This window comes from Pontibacillus chungwhensis (assembly GCF_030166655.1).
Lineage (GTDB): Bacteria > Bacillota > Bacilli > Bacillales > BH030062 > Pontibacillus.
This window is the reverse complement of record NZ_CP126446.1, coordinates 786,905-803,507: the sequence shown is the minus strand read 5'-3', so window position 1 is coordinate 803,507 and position 16,603 is coordinate 786,905. Positions and strand designations below refer to the sequence as shown.

Here is a 16,603-nt window from a genome sequence, read left to right as displayed (position 1 = left end):
TGTACAGTTTAAATAGATAAAAAAAGCCGCTTGTTTAGCGACTTTTATTTTTGCTCTAACTTTAATTTATGCTTCGAATCATCGATGACATAATTTGTGTAGGTTAATAATCCCTCAATATCCTGAGGAGGTAAGGAAATAAACCCAATACTCTCTAAGGATCGTTTCAAGGATGCAGGCAATGTTCGGTAATATTCTTCAAACTCCTTATCTTGAGAAGTCTCAAGTAGTAAAGAGAAAGCTTTATTATAAGCATGCCACAACATGTTCGCGCCATCGCCTTCTTCCGATTTCCTTTTAGCCTTCCTTGCCCACAAGTCATCCTCTAGTTTCGATAACCCTGCCACATGTTCAAATCCTGTCTGACGAAGGTGTTGCCGAAGCTTCGTCATTACTTCTGCAACCTCATCAAATGTGACCGTAGAATTTGGGGCAAACGGCAACACTTCCATAATTTCTGCCGATCGATCTAACTTCCTCAGATGGGTCACAATATGAGCTAAGCTCACATTATTCTCATAGATAAATTGATGAAGCAACATAGCTTCTGTAAATGTCGCAAGAGCTGCATGCGTAGCGCCAAAAGCTCGGCCAGCACCGATTTGCTCTTCCGCATATCTAAAACGTCCTTCAATGAGACGCTCCACATCCTGGATCGCTCCTCTTTCTCCCTTTATAGAGGAAAAATAGGATTTTGCCCAATTTTGCAATTTACTCAACTCAGCGTTCGTGTCTTTAAGAATAATAGATTCACTTAAGAAACGATAATGCCATGGGTTATAAGCTAATAGTTCTTTATTTGGAAACTCTAATATAGACTTCGTTTGGAGTTGAATATATTCTCCTTTATAGAAAATAACCTGATCTCCTAAGTATCGTTCTCTTCCTGTAAAGCAGATGATATTAAGATCACTATATTCATCAGCATCACCTCTTGCAACAGAGCCGATCAAAATAGCATACGTACTAAATAAAAGCTCATTTTGAACAAATTCCTTTGCCAATTCCAATAAACGATAATTTCGAGGATACATCCTTTTCCCCCTCTTTAAAATAGTGTGATGCGCCAACCTCCGCCAACTGTAAGACAGGTGTGCAGGACTTTAGAGAACTGACCCCACATTGAAAAACCATTCTCTCTATCTAAACAAAAGACTCATTGGGTATAATAGGAATATTCTATACGTTTGAGTTCAATTTTTACTGGATTTGTTTTATCCTTAGTACAGTAAGCGTCATCAATTGCTCATACAAGTAGGTATACCCTTTTCATAGACGTTTCAAAAGGCGAATCTAAAAAAAGGAGATTCAGCATGTCTAAACTATCAGAAATGTATCATCATTATTTAGGATCGAAACAAAAGTGGTTACAATTCGCCCTTTACTTATTTGGGATCATTATCTCTAGTTTGGGATTGGCACTCCTTGTCATCTCAGCCGTAGGCGTAGCCCCCGGAGATAGTGTAGCGCTTGGACTATCTAAGCGTTTTGATATTAAAATTGGCTACTTACTCATTATTGGCTTTATTGCACTCGTACTTGTTAATGCCAAGATTGAAGGAAAGCGCCCTCGGTTCGAATCCCTCTTCCCTATTTTGTTACGAGGATGGACCTTAAATCTTTGGCTTTATAACGTATTAGGCAATACAAGACTAGACGTTTTGTGGGCCCAATGGGGTGTATTCGCGATTGGAGTTGTCTTCATGGGCCTTGGAATCGGTATGTATTTACGAGCTCCATTCCCCCATATTCCTGTCGATCACTTTATGATGATTGTGAACGAGAAAACCAACCAATCCAAACGTGTGGTGCGTATCCTATTCGAATTCGCCCTCGCTGGCCTTGGTCTTTACCTTGGAGGCTGGGACGTAGTTGGACTCGGCACAGTCATTACGGCTATCTTCTTAGGCCCGATCATCCAATACTTCTTCGAGATCACTGGCTTTGTGGAGCAACTAAGCCAATCCAAACGCTCGAAAGAAAAAGATTCCGTACTAGAGTGAACGCTTTCTGCGAGCGTTCACTCTTTTTATAATCAGAATATTGACCGTGATCCCGATCAATATTCCATTAATAAAAGAGAACACATCGCCATAGTAACGATCATCCCAATAAGACACCGGGCCTCGAACAATCAAGTTACTTACCGGATAAAAAATCGGCACAGCATCCTCGACATGTGTCAACAGGTCAATCACAACATGTCCAAGCCACCCGTACATAAAGCCCGTCCATCGATTAAGTCGCCACCCTTTAAAGAAGACTACTACAGCAAACACAACTCCCCACACAAAGATCGAGTGACCCGCTTGTCTCAACACTTCTACTACCGGATGTGCAAATAAAGCATGGGCGAGATTATGGATGACACCCGACCAACCAATCTCCTGAATCGCATCCGTCGTAAATATGTCGCCAAAAATAACGATGTAAAAAAACATAATATAGTAAATAAGATCAGGAAAAACACTACCAATCAAGGCATAGGGAACAGCCTCTTTCCTCTTTCTTAAAGCAACATACGTCCAAAATCCATGATGTATTGTATTCAAGTTGGTTTAACCCCTTTTTTAGAGAGACCTCGCTCCCAAAATATCCATCCCCCTCCCCTCCTTCTCTTCTCTATCCACCCCAATAATCCCTTCTAACCAGTCTCTGGCGAGGAGCAATGTAGAATCAACCTTTTTTATCCTTCAATTAAAGAATAGTGTTAACGCTAGCTTTTGCCTTAATATACGGGAAACAGTAACATCCCATATGGAAGAAATAAGTTTTTCTCAAATGAGCGTCAAGATCCGTTCATCCCCTTCTTGTAAGGGTTTGCTCGGGGACTGCGAGACTCCCACGGGGTAAAGAGACTAGGGAAGACCCCGGAAAGCGCGTAGCGATTGAGGAGGCTTCACAGCTCCCCGTAGGAAAGCGAGTTGTCCCCGAGCAAACCCAAGCACTCATCTAACGTAACGGACTCAACCACATTCAAAATTAAAAGCCAAGCTGGCGGGACACCAGCTTGGCTTACTCATTATTCCTCTTCAAATTGATCCAAAAATTCCCCATACCCTCTTTCCTTCATCTCATCTTTCGGGATAAATTCAAGGGCTGCCGAGTTCATACAATAGCGAAGACCCGTCGGCTCAGGACCATCTTCAAACACATGACCCAAATGAGAATCGGCTTGTTTGCTTCGCACTTCAGTCCGCGTCCCGAATAGTCCACGATCTGGTTTTGTCACAATATTGTCCTCAACTAGCGGTTTAGTAAAACTCGGCCACCCCGTGCCCGATTTATATTTATCTTTCGAGCTGAACAGAGGCTCACCGGATACAATATCCACGTAAATGCCTGCTTCTTTATTATCCCAATACGCATTCTCAAAGGCCGGTTCTGTGTCATCTTCCTGCGTCACTTTATACTGCATATCGGTTAGTTTCTCTTTTAATTCCGCTTTCGAATAGTTCCCTGGTATATCAACGTTTAAATCATCGCCCCATACCTTCTCTAAATATTGATCCCGACCAGAATTGCTTCGGTAGATCTTATAGCGAATGGAGTTTTCCTTATAATAATCCTGGTGATAATCTTCTGCTTTATAAAAGGTTTTCGCTTCACGAATCGGGGTGACAATCTCCTTATCGAATCGACCTGAATTCACTAGCTCTTCTTTAGATCGTTTAGCAGCTTCTTTTTGCTTTTCATTATGATAAAAGATAGCAGTCGTATATTGATACCCGCGATCCACAAACTGTCCTCCATCATCTGTTGGGTCTATCTGCCTCCAGAAAACCTTAAGGAGGGTTTCATAACTGATGACATCCGGATCATAGTGAACTTGAACGGATTCAATGTGCTCCGTAGACCCTGAAGAAACATCGTTATAAGAAGGGTTCTCCATATCCCCTCCTGTGTAGCCTGAGATCACTTCGCTCACTCCGTTTAACTTCTCAAAAGGGGGTTCCATACACCAGAAACAACCACCAGCGAACGTGGCGACAGCTTCGTACTCATCGGCATTGACCGCTTCGCTCCCTGTTGATCGTTCAAACATGTATTTGTAACCCATTGGAATAAAAATCACACCTAATACGACTACAACAACGGCAGAAAGGATCCATTTTAATTTCATTCTGTTGCTTCCTCCTTCATGTTGCGTGGTAGTGTAAACCAAAATACAGCACCCTTATCCAAACCACTAGTCACACCAATTTCTCCCCCATGGTGCTCCACAATTTCTTTACAAATCGCAAGTCCCAAACCTGAACCGCCGTAGCTTTTGTTCCTGGACTTTTCTACACGATAAAAACGCTCAAAAATCTTGTCTTGATCAGCTTCATGAATGCCTGGACCTGTATCTTCTAATCGAAAATACGTTTCCTTTTGATTTTGAGATACTTCTAACAGGATTCGATCTCCATCTTGCGTATACCTGATGGCATTTTCAACCAAATTGCTCAGTACTCGCTTTAGCTGATTGGGCATAGCAAGAATCGGTTGCAATTCGCCCTTCATATCCACTTCAAACTCTAGAGATTTCTCTCGTAAAAGCATGTCAAACTCTTGCAACGTTTCCACCACGATTCTATCAAGGTGAATCTGCTCTGGTTTAAACACACCTTCCTTCCTCTCTAGCTGCGAAAGTTCTAATAACTCTTGGATCAGTTGAGACACTCGCTGCGTTTCTGAGTGAATTGTAGCTAAATAGGCTTTCCTCGTATCCTTATCTTCAATAATGTCATCTTGCAAAGCTTCGACATAAGAATTAATAGAAGCAATCGGCGTTTTAAGATCATGAGACATATTATCAATTAAGTCCTGCTTAAATGCCTCTGACTCTTTCACTTGCCTAAACATCTGCTCGAGATCATCAGCCATTCGGTTGTAGCTTGCTGCTAATTCTTTGAACTCTTTTGGCCCCTTCTCCTCTATATGAGTACGAAACTCCCCTTCTGCGAGTCTTTGAGACGTTTCGGAAAGTTCTTTTACTCCTTTTAATAAAGGATGGGTCACAACAAAGTGAGAGAGAATAGACACCAATCCCGCTCCGAGAGTAATGAGCGATAGCAATAAAATGACATCTGTAGAAAGGAACATATGCACATAGCTAACGAGTAAGAAAATAATAATAATCGAAATCGATAACAAGTTCGAGATCATTAAGATCGTTCTAAGCTTCATGGTGCTACCCTCTCAAACTTATAGCCAATGCCCCATACCGTTTTAATATAAACAGGGTGGGCTGGATCTTCCTCTACTTTCTCCCTGAGCTTCCGAATGTGCACATTAATCGTATTTGTATCCCCTTCGTAATCAAACCCCCATAGCCTCTCAATAAGGTGGGATCTTGAGAAAACTTGAGATTCATGTTGAACAAGAAACCATAGCAAGTCGAATTCTTTTACTGTCGTTTCAATCAACTGATCTTCTTTCCAAACGGTTCTCTTTGAAGCATCAATGGTGACGGTGCCAAACTGCTGAACCTGGTTCTTTTCACCATGATTCAAGTGATACCGTCTCATGACATTGTTGAGCCGCAATACGAGTTCACGGGGACTAAAGGGTTTCGTGATATAGTCATCCACACCGATCGATAAGCCCACAAGCCGATCCTTCTCCTGACCAAGAGCGGTCAATAGAATCACTGGCGTTTCTTCCTCAAACCGGATTTCCTCCGCCAGATCTAATCCATTTTTAACCGGCATCATGATGTCTAAAATCACTGCATCAGGCTTCATTTCTCTCCACTTAGTCGTTGCTTCCTCACCATCTCTGGCAATGTAAACCGTGTAGGCTTCCCGCTCTAAATATCGCTTGCAAACATCAATGATATTCTCATCATCCTCTGCAATCAGAACTTTATAGCTCATCACATCACCCGCCTCTACCTTGGACATCTTCATTGTTTTACTGTGTTCCTACTGCTCTTAGTAGATTATTGAAAGCTTATTTTAAATGTATAAACAAAATATAAAATTTCTATAAACTCCCGCTTACATCTTTTCTCTAGTTTGATTTCTTTCATTATAACCCCTTGGCATTTTAGTCGTACAATTGTGCCTCTCTCTTTAAATGAATCGTTTCAGTTTTCCTTTTGTAGGGCGGTTTGATCCATTGACAGAAGGGTATAGATTACCAAAATTATTTTCATATTATGGAGGAGATACATATGACTGTTCAAGTACCTCGGGATAAAGGATTAGATCGAACTGTTTCTATACTGAAAGACGGGTATGAATTTATCCAAAAACGTGTCCAGTACCATCACCTTGATATTTATGAAACGAAAGTACTCTGCGAGAAAGTGGCCTTAATCAGCGGCGAGTCAGCGGCTGAGCTTTTTTATGACAGCGAGCTAATGAAACGAAATGGTGCCATGCCTTCCCGCGTCCTTAAAACGCTATTTGGTGAAGGGGGCGTACAGACCCTAGATGGTCAGGCTCATGCTCACCGCAAGCAACTGTTTATGTCTTTGATGACACCAGAAGGTCTAGAGCGTTTATATGGAATCACGCGTAAGCAGTGGTCTGAGGCAGCTACAAAATGGGAGAAGAAGGGCAAAATAACGCTCTTTGACGAAGTCCTTGAATTGTTAACACGAGTCGCATGCGAATGGGCAGACGTTCCCCTTCCTGAGAAGGAAGTATCAAAACGTGCTGATGATTTTAATAAAATGATTGAAGGGGCTACCAAACTAGGTCCTGAATATTTAGCAAGCCGTCGTGCCAGATCCAGAACAGAGAAATGGATCGTGAAACTAATTCAAGACGTTCGGAACGGGAAACGGGAGGCAACGCCTGATTCGGCCATTTACCGCATGGCGTTCCATGAGGATTTAGAAGGAAACAAATTGGATGAACAAATAGCAGCGGTTGAATTAATCAATATTTTGCGTCCCATTGTCGCCATTTCTCGCTATATTGTATTTGGTGCACACGCGTTTGAAGAGCATCCAGAATCAAGAACGCTCATTAAAGCAAACGAAGATCATTTGCGCTGTTTTATCCAGGAAGTAAGACGATACTACCCGTTCTTTCCTTACCTTGCTGCGATTGCTAAGAAAGATTTCACATGGCAGCAGTATGACGTGAAAGAAGGACAACTTGTCATGCTCGACCTTTATGGCACAAACCATGATCCGAAGGTATGGAGTGATCCAGATGAATTCAGACCAAGTCGTTTTAAAGACTACCAGGGAAGTATGTACGACCTCGTTCCACAAGGCGGCGGAGATCACTACTCTGGACACAGATGCCCTGGAGAATGGCCTACTATCGAAGTCTTAAAGGCAAGTTTCTCCTTTATGGCTGCTCACTTAGACTATAAAGTACCTCGTCAGGATTACAGTTATAGTCTGAAGAAGATTCCATCCATTCCAAAAAGCGGATTTGTTATGAAGAAGGTACGACAAGTCTAGTAAACTCTCTCAGCGAACTGGGTAGTGTTCCATATGAACTACCTTATATGGAACACATGAAGTTGAGATGTTTCAACCTAAATGGGGCCGCTACGTTTAATGAGTGCTTGGGCTTGCTCGGGGACAACTCGCTTTCCTGCGGGGAGCTGGGAAGCCTCCTCGTTCGCTGGCGCTCTCTGTGGGGTCTTCCCTAGGCTCCTTATCCCGCGGGAGTCTCGCAGTCCCCGAGCAAGCCTTGGCCGTAGAAGGTGAACGGCCCCCGTGATTTGCACCTTATACGTGGTTTCCAAGGCCCCCTTATGCTCATGTTAAAGCGAACGGGAACATTCTCTACAATTAGAGAGTTCAACACTCCTCTCCTATTATAGAAAAAGCCTATATACCACAAACACTCAACTTTAATAGAACCAAAAAGGCGCTTAACGTTGGATCGTTAAGCGCCTTTTTTATTCGTAATTTGAGCTTAGCAAATACCCTACTAATGCAATGCATCCAACAACAATACTCACAAGAAACAATATTCCATATCCACCACTATATACGTTTGGATTGTAATTGTGGTAAGGTGTTAGAAGCAGTGCGCTAAAGATACTGAGCACGATGACTGTAAAGAAACCTTTATTATAAATCGCCTTCGTTCTGGAATCTTTCCCTTTGATCAGGCTATACAGAATAGAAATAGTAACAACACTTGCGAATACGATAACTATGAATAAACTCAAAGAATACGCCCCCTTTCTGTTAACCTTATCACGAATGAAAAGAGGCTTGGAGGATTATTTCTTCCGATCTGCAAAGGAAGTCATCGCTTCTTTCATAAATGCAGCTAACCCCTCGCCGTATTGATCAATATTTTGAGTGAATCGCTCATCATCGACATATAACTGCCCAAGCCCTCTGAAAGCTTCTGGTGGATAATGGCCGATCCGGTTAAGGAAATGGTACCACTCTTCTATAGCTTCTTGCGCTTCCGGGGAACTTGGATCACCCTTTCTCAACTTAGCAAGTTTTGTATAGATGATCCCCGTCTGTTCTTTTATCTTCTCCGGGTCCATTTTCTTGATCGCTTGCCAAGATTCATCCACGGCCTGGTCTCCATATTTCTCTCTCGCCTCTTCTTCATAAGGGTTTTGGCTAAAATCAAACCCTTCAAATCTTTCTTCATTCGTCATGTTCCCCTCTCCTTTCGCGTTTTTAATCGTCTTCTCTACCGTTTCTAACATCCGATCTAGCCGACTTCTCTTTTCCAGCAATGCGCTCCGGTGCATCTCCATTGCTTCGATTCGATCAAAGTCAGCAGAATGGATAATCTCATGGATTTTCTTTAAGGGAAATCCCATCTCTTTAAAGAATAGAATTTGCTGCAACACCTGAAGATCTTCATCTGTATAGATCCGGTACCCTTTAGCCGTCGTTTCCCCCGGACACAGAATCCCGATCTCATCGTAGTAATGAAGCGTCCGCACACTCACACCACTTAGATCAGCAACTTCTTTTACTTTCATCAGCAATCCCCCCTTTCTACTTTAAACAATAAGCTATCACGCAACGTGAGAGTCAACGACAATCATCAAAAATAAATTTTTTCCCATCAAGGGATTTAAATTTGATACTATAGGTAAGCATGTGTGACAAGAATTACGAGCAAAGGTAGTGTGAAGTGAGCAACTATGAGCCAACCTATAAAACCATCAAAGAGAGACCCTTATATTGATAACGCTCGTTTTGTACTAGTTCTGCTAGTCGTATTCGGGCACTTAATTAGTCCCTTTAAATATGAAAATGACGTTGTGTACTTTATAAATAATTTCTTAACATCTTTCCGAATGCCAGCCTTAATCTTGTTAACCGGTTTTTTCTCTAAGAAATTTCTAGATACAGGTTATATTGAGAAAATAACGATTCGGCTTTTCGTTCCTTTTTTAATCTTTCAGTTTCTATACAATCTGGATCATTGGCAAAGCATTAACTGGTTGATGCCTAGTTTTGGTCTATGGTTCCTTTTAAGTTTATACTGGTGGAATTTGCTTTTATTTATATTTACGAAATTGAACAAGCCTGTAGTAACAGCGATCGCAGCCGGTATTGGAATTGGATTGGTTGAAGGGGCTGGTCATGAATTTAGCCTGTCCCGAACGTTTGTATTTTTCCCCTTCTTTATCCTTGGTTACTATTTAAATAAAGGAGCTTTCGACGTCTTCAAAAAAGAACAGGCAAAGAAGTGGGGCCTCTTAAGTGCGGGCTTATCCGTCATCATTTTAAGCCTACTCCCCCTCGACATTACCCGGGATTTCCTATTAGGAAGAAGCTCTTTTGAGACAATGAATATAGGAGTTCTTGAAGGGATAGGGTTAAGAGGTGTTTATTACGTGGTGATGGGTCTTGGAATCGTCGCCTTTCTCCCATGGATCCCTAAGACAACGAAACCCTTCACTATAGGCGGGAGAAGAACAGCTTTTATTTATATCTTACATCTACCGATTATGGAATGGATGAGGCATAACGGCTGGGGCAGTGAGTTTTCCTTGCTGCTTGTATGTATATCTCTTCCGCTAGCCTATACGATCGCCACTATCCTTTCTCAACGTATCATTACCGATACAGCCAAATACGTGGTATTAGGTGAGGCCATCATCGTTTTCAAGAAGCTTATGAAACAATTCCCTTTATCTTGGAAGAATTATAAAGAAAAGAGAAAAACAATTCAAACGAACTACAGCTAATCCCCTAGCACAAAGAAAGCCCTCTGATCTATTTAATCAGAGGGCTTTCGCGATTTTAATATTCACCAGCAGAGTACGTTAGCTCATAGCTGTGCGTATAAATTTCAAATACGTTACCAAATGGATCTTCAACATAAACCATTTTGTATGGCTTCTCGCCAGGATAGTATTCACGAATTGGCATGCGCTGTTTACCGCCATATGATTTAATGGTCTCAACCGTTTCTTCAATATTTGGATCTTGGATACAGAAATGGAAGATCCCCGTTTTCCAGAACTCAAAGTTGTCTTCAGGCGTTTCGTTATTTCCAAATGCGAATAGCTCAACGCCGATACGGTCGCCTGTAGATAAATGGGCAATTTCAATCTCTTCCCAATTATCTCCGAATACATCGCGGCACATTTGGCCTACTGGAGTATCGTCATTGTATACCTTAGATGGTTCCATAATGATGTACCATCCGAATACTTCTGTATAAAATTTAATGGCTTCTTGAATATTAGGAACAGATAGTCCAATGTGTGAGAAATTTCGTGGATATGGTTGCATATCGTTTTCCCTCCTGTTTTTCTTTTGACAATTGTTATTGTAAATAAGTATAGTTCAGTATGTAAGTATGCACTTTTACGTAAGAGACTAACCTAAAAGTAAGTAAAGGAGGGAACCAACGGTGGACGAACCTCTTCAAGTAGATGATCAAGGGAAATTAAAATGTTCCATTCAATATACATTAAAGAAAATGGGCGGAAAATGGAAGCCTGTTATTCTATGGCACCTAGGTACTGAGGGAACGTATCGATATAATGCCCTCAGGCGTTTGTTACCCGGAGTGTCACACAAAGTCTTAACCCAGCAATTAAAAGAATTAGAAACCGATGGCTTCATCGACCGCCGGCAGTATGATGAAATCCCACCAAAAGTCGAATATACACTAACAGATAAAGGAACGACTCTTATGCCGATCCTCCACGCGATGCACACATGGGGAACGGAGAATGGAGAAGATTTCTGCGAGTAATACGACTAAAAACACTCAAGTTTACAAGACTTGAGTGTTTTTTGAGGTTTCATTTTATTTCTCGGCATATACCATATGCAGGATATCGTTAAACGAGTGAGTATGAACCGTGTATCCTAATTGCTTAAACCACTCCACTAAATTGGACCGATCCGCATAAAACTCATCTTCAATCGCATAAAGAGCTTCCTGATTTCCCTCTTCTTCAAAGCCTTTGATCACCCGGGCACGATCATGTGCATTGGCAAACATCAAGTCCACAATCGCAATACGCCCCTTCGGCTTTAAGATCCGGTCCATCTCTCGTAAGGCTAACTCCTTCTCTTGTTCTGTCACATGGTGCAGAGCATAGCTCGTCGTAATAAAATCTGCCTCCCCATCCATGACAGGCAGCGCTAGAAAATGGCCGTTCCGAACATCGATGTCTGGATGTTTCTCCTTACACACCTTCAACATTTCCTCAGACTGGTCCACTCCTATGACGTGGGCCCCAAGAGGTAGACACTTAGAACCAAGATTCCCTGTACCCGTTCCAATATCCACGCCTTTTTCACCTTTTAACGGCCGGATAGATTCAATCGCTTTAGCCAGCGCATCCTCATAATTTTCATGAACGTTGAACCGATATCCATTCATCTTTAAACTCTCATCATATCCCCGTGCCTGGCTGTCAAAATTCCATTGATCTTGCCAACCTTTGCGCTTTTCTTTTAGCGTTTTTAACTGATCAGCTAGTGCAAAAATATCTTCTTTGACGAGCTCCTGGTCTTCATTCTTCTCAATCATTTGATCAATCGTTCCGATCATATCTTTAATCTCTAACCACTCTTCATAAAGCGCCGAACGCTGCATATTCAAATAGCGCCCCACTTCTTCCTCGCTCATAAGGGTCTTCTTGATTTGAGCTGTAGACATGCCCACTTCTCTTAGAGATAAGATTGTTTGGAGTTTCCATAGGTGTTGTTCCGTATAATAACGGTAATCATTATCACCCTTATCAGGCTGAATGAGACCCTTTTCCTCATAAAATCGTATTGTGCGCTGCGTGGTGTTTAACTTCGTGGCTACTTCTTTAATTTTCATCATTCTAGTCCCCCTTTTGGCTATAAACCTATCGTAAACGTTCACGTTACGTTAAGGTAAAGAGGTTTCTTTTAACTTTTCAACAAAATCTTCTAAGAGGTATGAATATGACGTACCGTAAAGCGGAATAGCTCATCTAACTCACGTGTGACTGAATGAGAAGGGGGTTGAATGTTACTCAATTCCTGTTCGATTTGGTGGAATTCCGTTTGGATGTACTGATCCAAATCTTTCATACGTTCCATGTAAGAAACGTCCGGAGCTTTCATCTTCTCGGAAAGCACATCATTCATCTGGCTTTTAATCTCTACTGGTACGCTTTCGTCTTGCAGAAGCTTGCTGAGTGGAAGAGGAGGAAATTCATGATAGGAAAGAACCCATCTACACATAAGTAAAGGGCGAAAAACATTGATATACCGTTTAACTTGAACCTGACTCCCTTTACCAAGCTCTTTATGATTCCGTTTCGCCATTTTGTGATAGTGATGAAGAACGGAAAGTGGATTAAAAGCTGATGGCATAATACGCCTTAATCGATCCATAAAACCTTCCTGTTCCATATAAACCTGTTCCGAATAGAGCCATTCAAGCATGGAAGGATTCGATTTCCGCAATAACTTGAGCGCTTTCTTTAGCTCCCAGCCACTCAAATCTAATTGTTCAGATAGTGGCTTCTCAATCACATCACGCTTCTCATCTATCGATAGATACCAATCTTCTTTATGTACATAAATAAACCGAACGTCATAATCGCTCATCTCACTTGAGATTCCATAGGCCCTGCTGCCTGCCTCGCACGCATACAGCACCTTCACCTCATACTCCTCCTCAATCGCCCTCAACTGTTCACCAATCATCCCACTCCACCCCTTTCACACTATAAAGCACTGCTACGTGCCAGACACCCTTTAGCACGCTAAAGGGTGTCTGGCACGAAAAGTTTTGGTGGTTCTAGTGTACCACGTTAGAGATCGTCAAATCCGTTGTCCTGATAATGAACTTTGGTGTATTGGCGCGATTTCTGTTCAAAGAAGTCTGATTTCCCGCTATTGACGTCCTGATAGGCTTTAATCCATTTAAGAGGGTTCTTAGTGTAACCTTCAAATGGTTTCAAAGCGCCAAGTTCTTTGCATCGTTTGTTCGCCATAAATTTAATATAATCTTCCACATCTTGGATCGATAACCCTTCGAAATGATTACCTATAATATAACGTCCCCATTTTATCTCAAGCTCGGCTGCTTCCTTAAACGTATCGGTAACAAACTGCATGAACTCATCGGTCTTATATTCAGGATTCTCAGCAAGTACTTCCTTAAAGATATGCTCAAACAAGTTCACATGGATCTGTTCATCCCGGTTAATGTAATTGATCATTGTACTCGTTGATACCATCTTTTGATTACGGGCCAGGTTATAAAAGAAAGCAAACCCTGCATAGAAGAACAACCCTTCTAACACCACATCATATACAATCGACTTCAGGAAGGATTCAACCGACTCAAGTTCTACAAAGTCCTTATATCCTTCTGCAATAAAGGCATTCCGCTCAAGCAAGACCTCATCATGCTTCCAGTATTCAAAGATTGCATCTTGCTCTTGTTTATCAACAAGAGAAGATAACACATAGGAATAGGACTGGTTGTGAACCACCTCCTGGAAGGAAAGCACCTGCATAAGAGCGGTTAAACTGGAATCCGTAAGATATTCCGCTACCTTCCCGCTATAATCCGTCTGAATCGAATCCAGAAAAGCTAAAAGTCCAATAATCTTCTTAAAGGTATCCTGCTCTTGATCACTCAGTTCGCTCCACTGCCGTAAATCATTTGCCATATTAATCTCATTTGGAATCCAGAAGTTCGCAAGCATATTTTTATACATCGGATAAGCCCAGCTAAACCGCACATCATCCCAGTTCAATACGTTTGAACTCTCTCCGTTTATAATCGCCGTAGATCGGTTCGGCGCATAGATATCATACAAGTTCCTTTTTTGTAATTCGCTTGTCATGTCTACTCCCCCTTATGAAGAACAACTTTCACAGTCATCTAGATTTTCCGTGCTGGTCGAACGCATATAATAAGTCGTCTTGCATTTCTCGCGCCAAGCAGTGAGGTGCAAGTCCAACAGCTCTTTCGCTTGAACCGTATTCTTTACATACAGATTAAATGAGATCGATTGATCAATATGACGCTGACGGGCCGCATTTTGACGAATGCTCCATTTCTGATCAATTTCATAAGCTGATTTGTAATACCAGTAAGTGGCCTGGGTTAAGTCCGGTGCTGTTACAGGAATCTTGTAATCTTTCTTTTCTTCCGAATAAAACTTCTGAAAGATCGGATCAATGCTCGCTGTACTACCTGCAATTAAGGAGGTGGATGAGTTCGGTGCAACCGCCATCAAATAGCCATTTCGTACGCCTTTCTTCTCCACTTCCTCTTTAAGAGCCGTCCACTCTTTACTGTTATATCCACGATCCGTAAAGTACTCTCCTGTCTCCCACTTCGATCCTTCAAAATAAGGATAAGCCCCCTTTTCACGCGCTAATTCACTGCTCGCCTGAATCGTGAGGAAAGCGATTTGTTCATACAGTGAATCTGCGTACTCGACAGCCTCATCAGATTCCCAACGAATGCCCTTAACAGCCAGAAGATGATGCCAACCGAATGTACCAAGCCCAATTCCACGATAGCGCTGATTGGTAAGCTGGGCCTGCAGAACAGGGATGTTATTGAGCCCGATCACGTTATCAAGCATCCGCACCTGAATCGGAATTAAACGCCCTAGCGCCTCATTTGGTACAGCTTTTCCAAGGTTGATACTAGAAAGATTACAAACCACAAAGTCCCCAGCATCTTTCACCGTTACAATCTGTCCCTCTTCTGTGTAATGTTCTTTCACTGTAGTTGCACTTTGATTTTGAGTTATTTCCGTACAAAGATTCGTGCAATATACCATTCCTTTATGGCTGTTCGGATTTTTACGATTCACTTCGTCACGGTAAAACATAAACGGTGTGCCGGTTTCAAGCTGAGAAACCATCATCCGCTTCATAATCTCAATGGCTGGAACCTGTTTTTTATCCAAACGGGGCTCATTCACACATGCTGCATACTTCTCTCGAAAGCTACCAGCGCCTACTTCCTCGTCATAGTAGTCTTCTAAACTAAAGCCCATGACCGTTCGCACCTGATGAGGATCAAACAAATACCAGTCTTCCCGCTTCTCTACTGCTTCCATGAACAAATCAGGCAGTGTAACGCCTGTAAACAAATCGTGCGTTCGCTGTCGATCATCTCCGTTATTCAACTTCGCATCAAGAAATGAGAAAATGTCCTGGTGCCAGATATCCAAATAGACAGCTATTGCCCCCTGCCGCTGTCCAAGCTGATCAACACTAACAGCTGTGTTATTCAGTTGCTTCATCCAAGGAATAACACCCGAACTTACCCCTTTAAAGCCTTTAATATCACTTCCTCGTGAGCGAATTTTCCCAAGGTAAACGCCAAGCCCACCTCCGCTTTTCGATAGATTGGCAATGTCTGTGTTGCTATCAAATATCCCCTGTAAGCTGTCATCCACCGTATCAATAAAGCAACTCGACAACTGCCCGTAACTCTTACCCGCATTCGCAAGCGTCGGTGTTGCAACAGTCATATACAAATGACTCAGCGCCCAATAAGCTTCTTTAACAAGTTCAAGACGATGATCCGTACTTTCATCTGCCATCAATGTCATCGCGATGATCATGAATCGCTCCTGAGGAAGTTCATATAAACGCCCTTGATGGTCTTTCGCCAGATACCTATCTGCCAATGTTTTCAATCCAATATAGGTGAAAAATGCATCGCGATCCGGAACAAGTTCCCGACCAAGCTTTTCAATCTCTTCTTGCGAATATTTGGTTACGAGATGATTGCTATAGATCCCCTTTGTATGTAACGTCTCAATAAGGGAATAAAAATCCGGATACGCCTCCTCTTTAGTAAAATGGCGATGAAGAGCTGCTTGTTCATACAAGTATTGAGCATAAATCCGGGCACACACAAATGTCCAATCCGGCTCTTCCTCATCCATTTGATCCAATCCTTTTAAGATCACTTCGTTATAGAGTTGGTGATAGGAATCATAACCTTTTGCTTGAATCAACTGACGCACCATCTGACTGAAATGATCTATATCTAGATGTGGATAATCCTCCTTAACTTGTTCTAATACAGCAAGAACCCCCGTACTTTCTTGAACATCATTCATTGAATAGCCTCCTCTTTAAATAAAAAATCCGCTCCCCTTCCATTCAGGAAGAGAAGCGGATCAAACGACAGGACAACAGGACGAACCAGAGAAAGACTCGTCCAGCTGAGGCTAT

General features: G+C 42.1%; 16 protein-coding genes. 4 read left to right on the top strand and 12 right to left on the bottom strand.

Annotated elements, in window-relative coordinates; all coding sequences use genetic code 11:
- Positions 1-44 precede the first annotated feature (44 nt).
- A complete protein-coding gene (locus QNI29_RS04170) occupies positions 45-1,034 on the bottom strand; it encodes a nucleotidyltransferase domain-containing protein (RefSeq protein WP_231418626.1) in 990 nt (329 codons plus the stop codon).
- Positions 1,035-1,313: 279 nt separating this feature from the next.
- On the opposite strand from QNI29_RS04170, the gene QNI29_RS04165 reads away from it, so the two are divergent.
- Positions 1,314-2,003, top strand: coding sequence for a YczE/YyaS/YitT family protein (locus tag QNI29_RS04165; protein ID WP_231418625.1), 690 nt, complete (start codon positions 1,314-1,316; stop codon positions 2,001-2,003).
- On the opposite strand, the gene QNI29_RS04160 is transcribed toward QNI29_RS04165, so the two are convergent.
- The 4 genes from QNI29_RS04160 to QNI29_RS04145 form a co-directional block, all read right to left on the bottom strand.
- Positions 1,995-2,552 (bottom strand): metal-dependent hydrolase, encoded by a 558-nt coding sequence (locus tag QNI29_RS04160; RefSeq protein WP_231418624.1) that lies wholly within the window; start codon positions 2,550-2,552, stop codon positions 1,995-1,997. The two genes, QNI29_RS04165 and QNI29_RS04160, sit on opposite strands and share 9 nt — an antisense overlap.
- Positions 2,553-3,022: 470 nt before the next feature.
- Positions 3,023-4,123 carry a peptide-methionine (R)-S-oxide reductase MsrB gene (msrB, locus tag QNI29_RS04155; RefSeq protein ID WP_231418623.1) on the bottom strand — a complete coding sequence of 367 codons (1,101 nt, stop codon included), beginning with the start codon at positions 4,121-4,123 and terminating at the stop codon, positions 3,023-3,025.
- The gene (locus QNI29_RS04150; protein ID WP_231418622.1) at positions 4,120-5,172 is read right to left on the bottom strand and encodes a sensor histidine kinase; all 1,053 of its coding nucleotides are present in this window, start codon (positions 5,170-5,172) and stop codon (positions 4,120-4,122) included. Before QNI29_RS04150 ends, msrB begins: the two co-directional genes overlap by 4 nt.
- Entirely contained in the window at positions 5,169-5,888 is a 720-nt protein-coding gene (locus QNI29_RS04145) for a response regulator transcription factor (RefSeq protein WP_284526793.1), read from the bottom strand. Before QNI29_RS04145 ends, QNI29_RS04150 begins: the two co-directional genes overlap by 4 nt.
- A 272-nt stretch (positions 5,889-6,160) precedes the next feature.
- Between QNI29_RS04145 and QNI29_RS04140 the strand changes: the two genes are divergently transcribed.
- Complete coding sequence (locus QNI29_RS04140) at positions 6,161-7,408, top strand: CYP152 family fatty-acid peroxygenase CypC (RefSeq protein ID WP_231418620.1); 1,248 nt, start codon at positions 6,161-6,163, stop codon at positions 7,406-7,408.
- Between the two features lie 446 nt (positions 7,409-7,854).
- Here QNI29_RS04140 and QNI29_RS04135 read toward each other — a convergent pair whose 3' ends face one another.
- The gene (locus QNI29_RS04135) at positions 7,855-8,130 is read right to left on the bottom strand and encodes a hypothetical protein (protein ID WP_231418619.1); all 276 of its coding nucleotides are present in this window, start codon (positions 8,128-8,130) and stop codon (positions 7,855-7,857) included.
- A 54-nt stretch (positions 8,131-8,184) separates the two neighbouring features.
- Entirely contained in the window at positions 8,185-8,919 is a 735-nt protein-coding gene (locus QNI29_RS04130; protein ID WP_231418618.1) for a MerR family transcriptional regulator, read from the bottom strand.
- Positions 8,920-9,078: 159 nt separating this feature from the next.
- Here QNI29_RS04130 and QNI29_RS04125 point away from each other — a divergent pair, with 159 nt between their 5' ends.
- Positions 9,079-10,131: an acyltransferase family protein gene (locus tag QNI29_RS04125; RefSeq protein ID WP_231418617.1), complete on the top strand. Its 1,053-nt coding sequence runs from the start codon at positions 9,079-9,081 to the stop codon at positions 10,129-10,131.
- Positions 10,132-10,186: 55 nt separating this feature from the next.
- Here the strand turns inward: QNI29_RS04125 and QNI29_RS04120 are convergent, their stop codons facing one another.
- A complete protein-coding gene (locus QNI29_RS04120) occupies positions 10,187-10,681 on the bottom strand; it encodes a lactoylglutathione lyase family protein (RefSeq protein ID WP_231418616.1) in 495 nt (164 codons plus the stop codon).
- Between the two features lie 190 nt (positions 10,682-10,871).
- Between QNI29_RS04120 and QNI29_RS04115 the strand changes: the two genes are divergently transcribed.
- Positions 10,872-11,150: a winged helix-turn-helix transcriptional regulator gene (locus QNI29_RS04115; protein ID WP_231418751.1), complete on the top strand. Its 279-nt coding sequence runs from the start codon at positions 10,872-10,874 to the stop codon at positions 11,148-11,150.
- 54 nt (positions 11,151-11,204) lie between these two features.
- Here the strand turns inward: QNI29_RS04115 and QNI29_RS04110 are convergent, their stop codons facing one another.
- From QNI29_RS04110 to QNI29_RS04095, 4 genes are all read right to left on the bottom strand, one after another.
- On the bottom strand, positions 11,205-12,236 hold the full coding sequence (locus tag QNI29_RS04110; RefSeq protein ID WP_231418615.1) for a MerR family transcriptional regulator: 1,032 nt from the start codon (positions 12,234-12,236) through the stop codon (positions 11,205-11,207).
- Between the two features lie 89 nt (positions 12,237-12,325).
- A complete protein-coding gene (locus QNI29_RS04105; RefSeq protein WP_231418614.1) occupies positions 12,326-13,090 on the bottom strand; it encodes a nucleotidyltransferase domain-containing protein in 765 nt (254 codons plus the stop codon).
- Between the two features lie 107 nt (positions 13,091-13,197).
- On the bottom strand, positions 13,198-14,241 hold the full coding sequence (locus QNI29_RS04100) for a ribonucleotide-diphosphate reductase subunit beta (protein ID WP_231418613.1): 1,044 nt from the start codon (positions 14,239-14,241) through the stop codon (positions 13,198-13,200).
- 12 nt (positions 14,242-14,253) lie between these two features.
- The gene (locus QNI29_RS04095) at positions 14,254-16,488 is read right to left on the bottom strand and encodes a ribonucleoside-diphosphate reductase subunit alpha (protein ID WP_231418612.1); all 2,235 of its coding nucleotides are present in this window, start codon (positions 16,486-16,488) and stop codon (positions 14,254-14,256) included.
- Positions 16,489-16,603: the final 115 nt, after the last annotated feature.